The following is a 14,248-nucleotide window of genomic DNA, read 5'->3' on the forward strand; positions in this document are numbered from 1 at the left end:
GAACGAAAAATAGGGCGTTTCGGCTTTTAGAAGTTAGTTTGACCGAACCGAATTCTGTACGGTTTTCCCCCCTTGTCTTCTTTCCTTCCTTGTCCTCCTTGTCTTGTCCCAACCATAAAATAAAAAACCTACACCTGTCAGCCCTCTTGTAGGGGGGAACGAGGGGGGTGGAGAAGGGGTTAGGGGATGAGGGGGAAAATTGAGAGGAGTAGACAGACACAGCTTTAAACCTTGTCAGTATTAGTTTGCACCTTAAGTTGACACCAATGTCCCTAAACCCGCCCCTACACATTCACGCGCCATGCCCTCAAAGGTTGCGAAGGGTCAAAACTCCTTCATCCCTGCTTCAACTAAATCGATAATTTGATCACAACGGAAGTTATTGACCATATCTGTGATAGCTTGGGCGATCGCGGCGTGGGTTGGGGGAATTTGCTCGATAAGCTGGAAAATCCGTTCGTTATCAATCGAATCTGCCGCTTGGTATAGTTCATGAATCCACTCCTTAGACATAATTGTCAGGGCTTGAGCCGTTAGGGGTTGAGTTAATGCTGGCTTGTCATCCTCCGGCGCTGTTGATGCGGTTGGCTGTTCGTAGACATACTGCACCCCCAAATAGTGGGCTATCTTATTAAAGATTACGTCTTCTCGGAAGGGTTTGCGAACAAAATCGTCACACCCAGCCGAGAGAACCAGCGATCGCTCTTCTTCAAACGCACTGGCGGTAAGGGCTAACACCACGGTAGCTTGACCTTGGAGATGCCCTTTGATGTGTTTGGTGGCTTCATATCCATCCATCACAGGCATTCGCATATCCATCCAAATCAGGTGAGGTTCCCAGCTAGTCCAGATCGCGATCGCGTCTTGCCCATTCACCGCTTCTCGCACGGAAAATCCCACGGCGGTTAGCAGTTTTACCAATAATAAGCGACTTTCTAGGCGATCATCCACTACAAGGATACGGTAATTCGGTTGTCCGGGTACCAAGCCAACTACGCGAGGCGTCGCTGACTGGGTTTCTAGCTCAATTCCTTCCACCCGGTTAACGTCAATATCAAAGGTAAAAATACTGCCTTGGTTCAAGCGGCTACTGACGTGAATCTCTCCGCCCATGAGTCGCACAAATTGTTGACTAATAGGCAACCCTAATCCTGTGCCTTCTAGGGATTTTCGTCCTGCTTCAGTTTGCACAAAAGCCTCAAATAATGATTCAATTTCCTCGCTCGCAATACCGGGTCCCGTATCTTCAATTTCAAATCTTAGTTTTTGAGGGATTGGGAAAGTATTAAATGTTGGGTGTTGAGTTGATTCTCCCATTTTCCCCAGCTCCCAGACGTAGCATGCTACGTCTCTACACCGCTCCCCCTGCACCTCTTTAACGCGCAAGGTAACACCTCCCTGGCTAGTAAATTTAATCGCGTTACCCAGTAAGTTAATTAAAACTTGACGCAGCTTTACTTCATCGGTTTCGATATAGTGGGGCAGAGCTTGCTCATAGTCAAAGACTAATTGCAACCCTTTATTTTGAGTCGGCAATCTAAACATTTCTTCGAGACTGTCGAGTAAGCCGTATAGGTCAAAACTATAGCCGTTGAGTTGGATCTGACCGACTTCAATTTTAGACAGTTGCAGTACATTATTAATGAGACTGAGTAAATGTTCACCCGATCGACAAATAATGCCAATATGGTTGCGTTGTTCTTGGGTTAGGGAAGAGTCGCGCTCTAACAACTGAGCAAAACCAATAATGGCATTCAGGGGAGTCCGTAATTCATGACTCATATTGGACAGGAATTTGCTTTTGGCACGATTTGCCTGTTCAGCGGTTTCTTTGGCGAGTTGTAGGGCAAATTCCGCCTGCTTGCGATCGCTAATATCTTGGCTGACGGCGATTAGACAGGTTTGCTCATCTAGGTTAATTTGTTCAGCTGAGAGTAAGGCGGTGCGAATGTCTCCCGATTTTGTACGAAACTCAAATTCGTAGTTGCGAATAATCCCCTTGTTTGATATGGCTTTTAACATCCGGTTTCGGTCTTTTTGATTCACCCAGAGATTCAAATCAAGGGCAGTACGACCAAGAATTTCTGGGGCAGAATAGCCAGTAAACTGACAGAAGCTATCATTCACATCAATATGACAGCCATCACTTAAGCGGGTAATTGTCATGGCGCTGGGACTCGAACGGAAGGCACGGGCAAACTTTTCTTCCGATTGATACAATGCAAATTGGGTGCGTTTGCGATCGGTAATATTGCGGGCAACCCAGATAACGGAATTGTTGGGTAATGGGGCAATACTGGCGGTAAACCAAACCCGTTGCTCGGCATCATTTAAACTGTAATCAAAATGAATCGGTTCTTGGGTTTCGATAACCTGGTGAATTTGCTGGAACCAGCTTTGAGTATTGTCACTGTCGAGAAATTGCTCAATCGTTTGGTTAATCAGGGGTATTGATTTTTTAATATCACGAGTGGGTCGAGTTGGTGCAACTTGAATATCATTAGTTTGAGGATCAATAATTAGGATAATATCCGGCATTGCCTCAAATACTGCTCGCATTTTGCCCTCAGAGGTTCGCAATTTTTGCTCAAGTAACTTGCGTTCTTCAATCTCTTGGTGAAGTTGCTGATTTTTGGTTTCTAATTCTTGGGTGCGATCGCGGACTGCTTGTTCTAGGGTTTGGTTATACTCGGTTAAAATTTTCTCGGTACGTTTGCGGGCGGTAATATCTTTGAATACACTAATGCCATAGAGTAGAATTCCCTGTTCATCATAGATGGGCATTGCCTGCATTTCTAGGGGAATTTGCTGATTGGCGTGACGCACTTCTAAGTCGTCAACGGTTACGGTTTCACCCTGGAGCGATCGCGCGATCGGTAAGCGGTCTAAAGGGTATAATTGATTGGTGTCTGCTCTATAAAGTTGATAGGTGGAACAAAGTTGCTCGGTGTGGAGATTTGGATCTAACTCCTGTGCCAAAATCTGCTTGGCTTGTTGATTCATAAAGTAAAGCTTACCGCTAGCCTCCACCACCAACACGCCAACAGGTACTGCTTCCAAAAATTGCGCCAACCGATGTTCACTTTCGCGCACCGCTTCTTCGGCTTGATCGTGCAACTGTTCAAAGACAAGATCACCATGTTCTGTGGATGTCTCTAGTACAATTTTTAAATCTGTATTTTCTTGCTTGAGGCGTACATTTTCGGCGTTGAGGTGATGAAGCGTTAACTGAGTCTGGATTCGGGCTAAAAGTTCGGCTTGGGTAAAGGGGACAATTAAATAATCAGTCGCCCCGGCTTCTAGGAGTGAGGGTAATGCCTTGATGTCGTTGTGAGAAATAGCGACAATAATCGGCACATCATTGAACTGTGGCGTTCTTTTCAGATTTTGGATTTGCTCATGGATGTTAATACCTGGATGATTAATCGCAATGATAATTAAGTGAGGGAGAGAATCAGGATTAAGGCTAGAGAGATACTGTTCAAGGTTGTCGGCGTGAATCAGACTATAGTCCGAGGGAAATAACGACTGAGTAATACAGGGATATTTTTGGTCAGCATCATCGACAACTAATACTCTTATCAATTGCTCCTGCATTAAACTATTCATGCTCAATCGTTATAGTGACAACAGTGAGGTAGACCTATCCCCAACTTCGTTAATATTGTAGGGTGCGTTAGCGAAGCGTAACGCACCATTGTTAGTGATCGTCTTAAAAATGTAGTGGCGTGACATAGCTAAAATTGTGCAATAGATTGACGGTTAAATTGGGCGCACGTCGGTGCGCCCCTACAATTCTCATTCACCATTTTAGGTGGGTCGGCGCTAAATCAGGGCACGATATTATCGTGCCCCTACCGAATTAATGCGCTCTAAACGGTGGTAGGGGCATGGCATTGCCCGATTATCACCATCTAAGGAGATATTCCTGGCTGACTCTTTGAATACTTCCGTAACAACTGATTAACCTCTGGATTATACAACCGCAAATAATTCCAATAATTCTCAAAAACTGCCTCCACATATCCCTTCGTTTCCGCAAAAGGAATCTGTTCAATGAACGCATCAGGGTCAGTTGTATCATACTTCCTGATCCACTTTGCCACATTCCCTGGACCCGCATTGTAACTCGCAACGGCGAATAGAGAATGGTTATTGTATTCTTGGTGAGTGTGATCTAAATACCATGTCCCCAATTTGACATTATCATTAGGGTCATTCAGGTCATACTCCTGAAGCTGAATTTTATCGGCAATCCATTGACCCGTTCCTGGCATCACTTGCATTAAACCCCTGGCTCCCGCGATAGAACCAATTTCGGGTTCAAACCGTGATTCTTGGCGAATTAAACCAATTACCAATAAAGGATTCAGTTGACGTTGACCTGACCAGTTGTTAACGTATTCAAAAAATGGTAGAGGAAACAGCGTATACCAGTAAGCGGGTTCAGCCCGCAAGGCTTGCCATTGCCGACGTTCTTCCGGGGTTTCGCGCTGACTCAAAAACCAAACTTGGTTAATCCCATTGATGTTATCACCTACCCCTAAACGCATGACGCCATCAGTAAATTGTTCAGCAACCGTGGGTTCCTGGCGATTCTGAAACTCGGCTTGCCAAAGCGTCCAACTGTCCTGATTTTGTCCCAATAGATGCAATTCTTTTAAGGTATCCGATCCAGCCGGAAGTCGCGATCGCGTTTTCGGTAGCACCACCGTCGGATTCACATCCCGCACCGTGGTAAAATCCCCCACATCCCAGCCTAAAAATCGGGCAGACCGCCACGCATAATAGGATTCGGGATACTGTGCCAAAACATGTTCAAACGCGGATGTAGCTTCCTCTTGGCGTCCCAGTTGCATTGCCCATCTGCCCACCCAAAACGCGGCTTCCGGGGCGATGGAACTATCGGGACTATCTGTGGTAATCGGTTGCGCCCATTGCCATGCTTCGGCGAGATTCCCAGCTTGGGCTTTCTGATTTGCCACCTGCCAACGATAGTCTGCGGCGGCATCAGAATTCGGATATTGAGTTAACACCGATTGACGGGCTTGGGCGGCAGATTGAGAACTCCCCAACGCTTCTAGGATGTTGGCTTTGGTGAGTAGGGCTTCTGGGGCTTCATCGGGGAACTTCGCCACGACTTGATCCAGATAGGGGATTGCCTCTGTGGAGGGGAGGAGACTCGCCAGACGCCGCAATCCTAACCCCGTTTCCTTAGCATCGGGAAAGGTGCGAATAAGCTGTTGATAGGCGGCTTTCGCTTCTTGGCGTTTCCCTTTCAGGTGATAGCCGCGCCCGACTCGGTAGGCATTTTCGGGTGTGGGTGGGGCTTTGGTGTAGGCTTTGGCAGCTTTGGCATATTCACGGGTTTCCCAATAGCCAAAGGCAATCGTCTGCCAGTCTTGGGGCTGTAACTGAGAGGCATACTGATCGACTAAGCGATCGCGAATTCCGCCACTACCAGGAGCATCGTGTGCTGATTTGGCTAAGAGTAAGAGTAAATTCAGTTGTTTAGGATTCTCTTGCAGCTTTTGGCGGACAATATCCAGGGTAAGGGGATGAGTCGGAAACTGTGCGATCGCCTGTTGCCAATAGTCTGGATTCGATTGACCTAAACTATAGAGGGCGTGCGCTGCTACGGGTTCATTCGGATAAGTCTCTAGAATCCCTTGCCAAGCTTGTTCGGCGTTAACCGTATCCCCCATCGCTGTGTAGGCTTGAGCGCGTTTCAGGGCAATGTGAGAAGCTAACTGGGGATACTTCGCGTCCAATCCCTCTAGCCATTGAAGTGCCGTCTCTGGCTGCTGTTGTCCAATTAAATCCGACGCCAACAAATAACGGGCGCGAGATTGATCCAGAGATTGACGCCCCGAAGCAATGTCCATCAGTTGTTCCGCCCTGGCTTCGGGGGATAAGGAGACTAAGGGCAATACCAGGGATTGAGCATCCTTTTGAGTCAAACCCAGTTCACTTTGCGGGGACTCACCGACCCAGTTTTCCAGAATACCAGTCTGTCGGAGAACAAACCAAGACGAACCACATAAGGCAATAAATAGCAATCCCGCCCCGACTGCTACAGGAACTCTGTATTTTTGTACCTTTAGCATGAAACCTATTTCGCCCAATACTGATAAAATCTACTGTCTCCCATTGTGACGAACGATCAGGAAAATGGGTGGCATTCAGGGGAAGATGGGGGAGCAATGTAGAGACGTAGCATGCTACGTCTGGGAGCTGGGGAAGATGGGGAAGATAGGGGAGATGAGGAAGATAGGGAAGATAGGGAAGATAGGGGAGATAGGGGAGATAGGGGAGATGAGGGAGATGGGGAAACAAATGACGAATGACAAATGACGAATGACAAATGACGAATGACGAATGCAATACTAAAGATGAGGTAAAAGATAAGAGACAGAACCAAGGAATGGAAATTCGAGCCACGGATACACCACGGGTAGATTGGACTGGTGATGCCCTAGCACTGGGATTCTTTGAAGATGCTGTAGAGTTAACGGGTGATTTAGCCCAGCTTGATCAGAAACTCTCTGGTACGCTGAAGGAACTGATTGAGGAAACCGAGTTTAAAGGAAGCGTTGGCAGTAGTGCTGTAACTCGTGTGGGTGCCGGTAGCTCAGTTCGTAAGGTTATTTTAGTCGGGTTGGGTAAATCGGATGACCTAACGGTAGACAGTTTACGTCGGGTAGCGGCGGCGATCGCGCGGATGGCAAAGCAGCAAAAGAGTAAAACTCTGGGTGTTAGTCTCCCGGCGAGGAATAATGATGCCGCCCTCAGCGCCCAGGCGATCGCAGAAGGGATTACTCTAGCATTGCATCTGGATAATCGCTTTAAGTCAGATCCAGAAGATAAGGGGGCGAAACTCGAACAGGTTGACTTACTTGGATTGGGTGATGTGCAAGCGGCGATTAACCAAGCCACTGCTATTTGTGAAGGGGTAATCTTAGCACGAGAGTTAGTCGCCGCCCCCCCGAATTCTGTCACTCCCCTAACCTTGGCACAAACAGCCCAGGATATTGCCTCTGCCTATGGCATGACGCTAGAAATATTAGAGCGAGACGAATGCGAAAAGTTAGGCATGGGCGCGTTTTTGGGTGTGGCGCAAGCCTCAGAAATGCCACCCAAGTTTATTCATCTCACCTATAAACCTGAAGGAACACCACGTCGGAAACTGGCGATTGTGGGGAAGGGATTAACCTTTGATTCTGGTGGCTTAAACCTGAAAGTCTCAGGTAGCGGCATCGAAACCATGAAAATGGATATGGGAGGGGCGGGTGCTACCCTCGGTGCAGCCAAGGCGATTGGTCAATTAAAGCCGGATGTGGAGGTTCACTTTATTAGTGCCGCAACGGAGAATATGATTAGTGGTCATGCGTTGCATCCCGGTGATATCCTTACGGCGTCCAATGGCAAAACCATTGAGGTGAATAATACCGACGCCGAAGGACGACTGACGCTGGCGGATGCGTTGGTGTTTGCCGAAAAGCTGGAGTTAGACGCGATCGTGGATTTAGCCACCCTCACCGGGGCTTGTGTTGTAGCTCTCGGTAATGATATTGGTGGACTTTGGACAACCGATGACACCCTCGCCACTCAATTCAAAACGGCATCGGAAAAAGCGGGTGAAAAATTCTGGCAGATGCCGATGGAAGAGAAATACTTTGAGGGAATGAAGTCACCCATTGCTGACATGAAAAACACGGGTCCTCGTGCAGGGGGTTCAATCACGGCGGCTCTATTTTTAAAGCAGTTTGTGAAAGAGACATCCTGGGCGCATTTAGACATCGCTGGTCCAGTTTGGGCAGATAAAGAAGACGGGTGCAATAATGCTGGGGCGACAGGTTTTCCAGTTCGCACGCTGGTTAATTGGGTTTTGGCGTAATACCAAGTTGCCGTCAAAGCGGTAATCTGTTACTTAATTTGATGGATTCGTAGGGGCGCAAGGCTTGCGCCCTGATTAAAATTTGTGAGAAAATTTTCCAATCTCGCACACGCCACTCGCTTTGATCAACCAACAAAATGGGGAGTAAATGATGACAAGCGAAAAAAACAAAGAAAGTATTGAAATCCGTGGGCATTTAGGTCCGATCCAGGCTATAGATGCTCCTCTTACCTTAGAAATATCTCCTCTCACCGTTTTTATTGGACCACAAGGAACAGGTAAGTCTCTAGTGAGTCAATTGTTATATTTCTTTCGTGATGCACAATACTTAATTTCTACTCATTCAAAGCAAGAAGGTCCAGAAATTAGTGTCCGAAAAGTAATAGAAGGTATTCGTTCAGGAGAAAAGAGTGCCCGATCATTTTCTTCTTTTGTAATGGGAAACAATGTCGATATTCAGTACAAAACACAAGACAGTAATCAAGATGACTATGACTGGACAATTACCTGCTATGAGTCAAACCGGAAAATCCGACCGAGGCGCGAGTTTAATCAGGCAATTAAATCATGGTTGATGAAAATAGCAGAGAATCCCTCATCATCAGGAGATATTCAATCAAATGCCCTATTTATTCCAGCAGAGCGATCGTTTTTTTCACGTTTAATTAATTCAGATCCCCAGTCTCTAGGAGGGTCTGAACTACCTATTACAATGCGTGAATTTACGACGTTTCTCTTCAAGTCAGCCAATACTCATCAAAAATGGCAAGAAAGTTCTCAGAGAAAGCCATTAGAAGTGAGTGAAATCGATAAGATAATTACGCATGAATTACGTGGGTATGCCGTTTTTTCTAGAAAGGGACCTTATGCTCGTAGATGGCAATGGATGCCTGAAAATAGTAATCGTCCAATTGAAATAGAAATGGCATCTTCGGGGCAAATGGAAACTTGGCCCATGGTTTCCATTGCTCAAGCAATGTTTGGATGGGAAACAGGGCAAAGACCATTATTTATACATATTGAAGAACCAGAAACACACCTCCATCCTTCTGCTCAAGTTGCTATCACTAAACTATTAGCTTACTTATGTAATAAAGGATTTCGGCTTGTCATCACCACTCACTCAATATTTGTCTTGTATGTTTTAAATAATTTGATTTTAGCAGCTCAAAATTTGCCTGAACAAAATTTTGAAAATATTCCCAACTCTTCATTTAGGCTCCCATCCAATCAGTTGTCAGCCTATTTATTTTCAGAGGGGACTGCTGTTTCAATTCGCGATCAAGAATCTGGGCAATTGGATGAAAGTAAGCTGTCCAGTGTATTGGGCAATCTTGAGATGCAGTATAACCAAATTCAAGCTTATGACATTTTGTGGAGATAGCGTGTAATGCCTTTGGATTGTACAGGTGAGAGCTTACCGGACATTCCCGAAATTGAATCTCAAGAGAATCCCAACTCTTTGGATGACTTTTGCTTGATTCTGAATACGAATGATCAAGTTATCTTTTATGAAAATCTTTCTGGGGCTAACTATAAATACTGGATGATTTTAGAAGCTGATGATTATCCGCTTGCCGCTTGTGATCTGGAAAAATATGCAGACTATGCATCTCAAAATAACCAGTGGATCGGGAGAAGAGCCGACTACTTAATTATTGGCTCTCATCAAGGTGATTGTTACCTTGTTGTCGTTGAGTTGCGCCAAGTCTTAGTCAAAACAAAGCAAGAGGATGACAAGTTTGAGCAGTTACGACAATCTATTAAACAAATCATTGAGCATCTAGAAATAATTAGTAACTCTACATCATTAGAAGCAGTGTATATAAATCCAAGTTCCTACAAAATAATTGGAGTGCTCATTGCTCCAGCTAATACAAGAAGCTTTAGTCGTGGGGAACTTAACCCTATAGTTGCAATTAACTCTCACAAAGTATTAATCAGAACCTTACCCAAGAATGCGTTGTCTGATTGCAAAATAACATGGACGGATTTGCTCCAGAGGATAGGTTTACCTTCCAACCATAGAGCAGGTACATCAAATCCTGAGTTTGATATTCCTGTCACTCATACTCCGTCATAAAATTTCTGGCAAATTTTACTTTTAAATAGTAGTTTAATTGTATCAGCGTTAATCGGACGTTACCTCCGGTTCATACTCGTGACAGCCTTCGCAGGAACCGAGAGGGTTTACAGCACAAAGCAAGAATGCTGAATTCGCATAATATCGACAGGTATGCTTTTTATCGACCGTGTTTGATAATTGCCTCATGCGTTGCTCGTGAAAATTAATCAAGCGTTTAATCTGAGCATGGGATTTTAGTCTCATGCGTTTAAATCCAATTGTTGTCATCGCTAACTTCACCAAAGACAGTTGTAAGGTCTATTTCCTTAATTTTCTCTAGACAACGGTATAATAATTCCTAATTATGCCATAAAATATCTACCCAATTGCACAGATACAATGGGTAACCGGATGCATTATTCAGATTTTGCACCTTTCCCTAGTGAATAATACGGAGAAACGCTTGGAAGTAAGCGCCATAAATGTCCACTTTTAGGCAAATCTGGGTAGGTCTTATGTAACGAAAAAAGCCGCGTCTCCTGAGAAACGCAGCTATTGACTTGAAAAACTCGGTGCGGTAGAATTGCCCTATTAATTACTTCTAATCAAACCAAATTAACAAGCAGGATAATTGCTCAGCTATCCTGCTTATCTTTACTCTAGGACGCGACGACATCGGCAACGGTCAACGAATTCAAGTTATCGAGATTGACTCCCGAAATAGTATCGAGCGTTTGTCCGCCAAATTCTCCGTACATTCTAGCCAATGCTCCGGTTAAGCCAGCATTGTAGTCCATCGCTACTTCATTCCGAATGAAGTCCGTGCGCTCATCGACATAATCAAAATCATCGGCTGAAGCGGGACCACCGACCAGCGCCCCGTAGAGGGTGTGTAGATTATCGCGAGAATCGCTGATATTCGTCACTCCAGAAGCCGCACGGTGGTGGGGATTGAGTGCATAGTCCTCACCAAAACCAACCATGTAGCTGAAGTCGCGGGGATTATCGCCCAGAATGTAGTCAATTTGTCCCTCAGCAAAATCCGAGTATTGACCATTGGGGTCATTCACCGTATCCGCGTAGACACCAGCCAGGAAAGAGGTATTGGCGCTGTAGCGCAGAGAACCCCACTGACTCAGCCATGCGAGTCCACCATCGGTATAGGTTGCGGTACTACCGCCGGGAAGCCAGGAGTTTAACCAGCCTTCCACATCACCTTTATACTCAGATTTCCCAGTTTCCTGAGCTAACATGATAGCCGAACCATAAGATTTGTCATCCCACGATTGCGTCCACCCTGGACCAATTCCCTGGTATAAACTTTCGGCTTTGTTGAGATAGGTCGTATCTGTACTACCCGCCGCCTCAGTTGCTTTGTGCAGCCAGGTAGCCCCCCAAACTAACTCGTCTTGGAAGCCGCTGAAGGAATTGTAGAATTGACCCGCATCTGGAATCGCGTCAGTATACGTACCGCGATATTGGTCGGCAAAATCGTAGAGTTGTTGGGCGTTCTGTAGTAGGGTATCCGCGTAGGCTTCGTCTACTCCTCGGAAGACAATCGAAGCCGCCGCCAGAGACGCCGCTGCTTCCCCGGCTAAATCAGACCCAGGATTCTGGCGGTCGATTTTATAGGCGGGTCGTTCCATGGTCATGTCTTCCGGAGCGCCCCAGAAAGCATGGTCGAGGTTACCGTCTCCAACCTGTCCGTAAAACTCTTTCGTCCCTTGACCATCGGTAACATGAGCTTTGAGAATGTAATCAGTACCCCACTTAATCGAATCCAGAATTTCTTCAAATTGTCCACTTTGTTGATAAGCATCCTGGTATTCAACCGCGCCCCAACTCAGCATCGTCATTGAAGCGGCTCCGGGTAAGCCGAACTTAACATGGTCTCCTGCGTCGTAGTAACCGCCCGTGAGGTCAAGTCCCACATCTGAGCCATCGTTTAGAGCCGAATCACCACGCCAAGGGAGAGGATTGGTATCGGGTAAGTCACCAGAACGTTGAGCATAGTAGAAGAGGAGAGACTTTTGCAGCGCTTCCCCATAATTAAAGTCCCCTTGCTGAGGAGGGGGTTGGGAGGAATCGTTATTGAGAATGGTTCCTACCCCTTGACTGTCTCCAATTGTGGCGTTGGTGGCTTGGGAGAGATTCACCTTAAAGGTTTCATTACCTTCTACTGTTGTGTCACCCAAGATGGGTACGGTAAACGTCTTACTGGTTTGTCCAGGGTTGAAACTCAGTGTACCGGATTTAGCGGTATAGTCAGACCCAGCAATGGCGGTGTCATTCGCCGTGGCGTAATTCACACTGACGCTTTGACTACTTGGAGCCGAGAGGTTGACAGTAAATGTCGCGTTTTTCGTACCGCTATCGCCCTCGGTGACACTGACATCATTGATCGATAACTGGGACAAGACTGGGGTAGAATCATCATTATCGATAATTGTGCCAACACCTTGACTGTCGGCAATTGTAGCGTTGTTAGCTTGGGAGAGGTTCACCTTAAAGGTTTCATTCGCCTCATCCAGGGTGTCACCGAGGATGGGTACGGTGAACGTTTTGCTGGTTTGTCCAGGGCTGAAATTCAGTGTACCGGATTTGGCAGTATAGTCAGACCCAGCAATGGCGGTGTCATTCGCCGTGGCGTAATTCACACTGACGCTTTGAGTACTCGCCTCTGAGAGGTTGACAGTAAATGTCGCATTTTTCGTGCCACTATTGCCTTCGGTAAGGCTGACATCATTAATTGAAAGGGTTGGTGGCGTGGGTGAACTGGTACTGGGGACAATATCAATGTAGTTCACATTAAACGAGTTGGAGAGCATATCCAGGCGCAGTTGCTGACTCCCAGCGGAGAGGTTCACCCCTTGAGCCGTCACATCCGTCCAATTTTGCCATCCCCCTGTTCCGCCAAAGCTCAGGGTTTCACTTTCACCCCCAACCGAAACCTTTAAACTGCGTGTCCCTGACTGCGCTGAGGCAACACGAGCAACAATGTCGTAGGTTCCGGCTTCAGGAATGTTGACATCGTAGGTTAACCATTCCCCTTGCTGAATCCAGCCAACATTGTAGCCGCCACCCAAATCTGTAGTGGCTTGGATATCTACATCATCAGAGCGAAACGCCCCCCCTGTGTTACCTGAGCTTTTATCGAAGAAACTAGCATAGTCTTCCGCTTGAACTCGGATGGGAGTATTGGCGGGAGGAGAGCTAGAGTCATCATTGTTAATCGTACCCACCCCTTGAGCATCAGCAATCGTTCCGTTGCTGGGATTGGAGAGGTTAAGTCTGAAGGTTTCATTGCTCTCCACCGTCGTGTCCCCAATTACAGGCACACTGACAATTTTAGAGGTTTCTCCCGCCGCAAAGGTGAGTGTACCCGATTGAGCGGTGTAGTCAGACCCCGCCGTGGCTGTGTCATTGTCAGTCCCATACTCAACCGTCACCTCTTGGTCACTGGCTTCGGACAGGTTGACGACAAATTCAGCCGCAACCGTACCACTGTCACCTTCGGTAACCGTTACATCATCAACAGAAAGCGTCGGTATAGATGGAGACGTGCCAATGGATTCTCCATTCAGACTATAGCCAGTGGGTTCAATACTGTCGCCACTACCGTTGAAACCGAAAGAAACAGTACCGTCAGCCGCTAGAGTGCCGTTATAGCTGAGGTTGCGAACTGTATAACGGTTGCCTTCTTGACTAACAATTTCCGCACCCCAAATATTAGTAATTTCAAAGGGAGCTTCAAACTCCAGAGTCCAACCATTTACATTGCTGGAACTATTGTTGGCAATTTCTAGATTCGCTGTAAAGCCACTTCCCCAATTGTTGGCAACATTAAAATCAACAGCAAAAGTCATTCTTTAACTCCTATTAGTGAGCGCATTGAGCAAGAACAAAAGCAAGGATTTGTTCTCAGGGCAGGAATTGGCAGCTACAATAATGTTTGCTCGGACATTTTTTGTGGTGCTATTCGCAGGTACCACTAATAGCTATTCTGGCAAGCAAAATATGAAATGTCATCATTTTTTAATAAAGTTATTTTAAAGATTAATAAAAGAAAAATAAAATCAATATTTGGCTTTTAAAATAAAAATAAATATATTTTTTGCTCTGAAAATATATTTATAATTGTGTTCATTCTTTTTTCTCCCATTATCTGTTTCAAGAAGAAAGGAAGCGGAGGTGTTGGGGGTGCAGGGGAGATGGGGGAGATGGGCTCACAAGGGTAGGTTTTTTAAGATGGGGGTTTAGGCAAGACAAGGAAGACAGGTAGACCA

8 protein-coding genes are annotated in these 14,248 nt (G+C 46.1%); 4 read left to right on the forward strand and 4 right to left on the reverse strand.

What is annotated here, in order from left to right:
- Positions 1-324: 324 nt before the first annotated feature.
- Together RIG66_RS01190 and RIG66_RS01195 are read right to left on the reverse strand one after the other, a co-directional pair.
- On the reverse strand, positions 325-3,609 hold the full coding sequence (locus tag RIG66_RS01190; protein ID WP_446374428.1) for a PAS domain S-box protein: 3,285 nt from the start codon (positions 3,607-3,609) through the stop codon (positions 325-327).
- Between the two features lie 305 nt (positions 3,610-3,914).
- Positions 3,915-6,107 (reverse strand): transglycosylase SLT domain-containing protein, encoded by a 2,193-nt coding sequence (locus RIG66_RS01195; protein WP_446374430.1) that lies wholly within the window; start codon positions 6,105-6,107, stop codon positions 3,915-3,917.
- A gap of 111 nt (positions 6,108-6,218) precedes the next feature.
- Here RIG66_RS01195 and RIG66_RS01200 point away from each other — a divergent pair, with 111 nt between their 5' ends.
- The 4 genes from RIG66_RS01200 to RIG66_RS01215 all read left to right on the forward strand — a co-directional run bounded on the left by RIG66_RS01200 (position 6,219) and on the right by RIG66_RS01215 (position 9,980).
- Entirely contained in the window at positions 6,219-6,347 is a 129-nt protein-coding gene (locus RIG66_RS01200) for a hypothetical protein (RefSeq protein WP_446374432.1), read from the forward strand.
- Between the two features lie 77 nt (positions 6,348-6,424).
- Positions 6,425-7,897 carry a leucyl aminopeptidase gene (locus RIG66_RS01205; protein WP_446374442.1) on the forward strand — a complete coding sequence of 491 codons (1,473 nt, stop codon included), beginning with the start codon at positions 6,425-6,427 and terminating at the stop codon, positions 7,895-7,897.
- A gap of 148 nt (positions 7,898-8,045) precedes the next feature.
- Positions 8,046-9,281, forward strand: a complete 1,236-nt coding sequence (locus RIG66_RS01210) for an AAA family ATPase (protein ID WP_446374434.1) — start codon at positions 8,046-8,048, stop codon at positions 9,279-9,281.
- A gap of 6 nt (positions 9,282-9,287) precedes the next feature.
- Complete coding sequence (locus tag RIG66_RS01215; protein WP_446374436.1) at positions 9,288-9,980, forward strand: hypothetical protein; 693 nt, start codon at positions 9,288-9,290, stop codon at positions 9,978-9,980.
- A gap of 48 nt (positions 9,981-10,028) precedes the next feature.
- On the opposite strand, the gene RIG66_RS01220 is transcribed toward RIG66_RS01215, so the two are convergent.
- Together RIG66_RS01220 and RIG66_RS01225 are read right to left on the reverse strand one after the other, a co-directional pair.
- Complete coding sequence (locus RIG66_RS01220) at positions 10,029-10,250, reverse strand: DUF6464 family protein (protein WP_446374438.1); 222 nt, start codon at positions 10,248-10,250, stop codon at positions 10,029-10,031.
- A gap of 371 nt (positions 10,251-10,621) precedes the next feature.
- Complete coding sequence (locus tag RIG66_RS01225) at positions 10,622-13,828, reverse strand: glycoside hydrolase family 9 protein (RefSeq protein ID WP_446374440.1); 3,207 nt, start codon at positions 13,826-13,828, stop codon at positions 10,622-10,624.
- Positions 13,829-14,248: the final 420 nt, after the last annotated feature.

The organism is Coleofasciculus sp. E2-BRE-01, from assembly GCF_040221695.1.
Lineage (GTDB): Bacteria > Cyanobacteriota > Cyanobacteriia > Cyanobacteriales > Coleofasciculaceae > Coleofasciculus.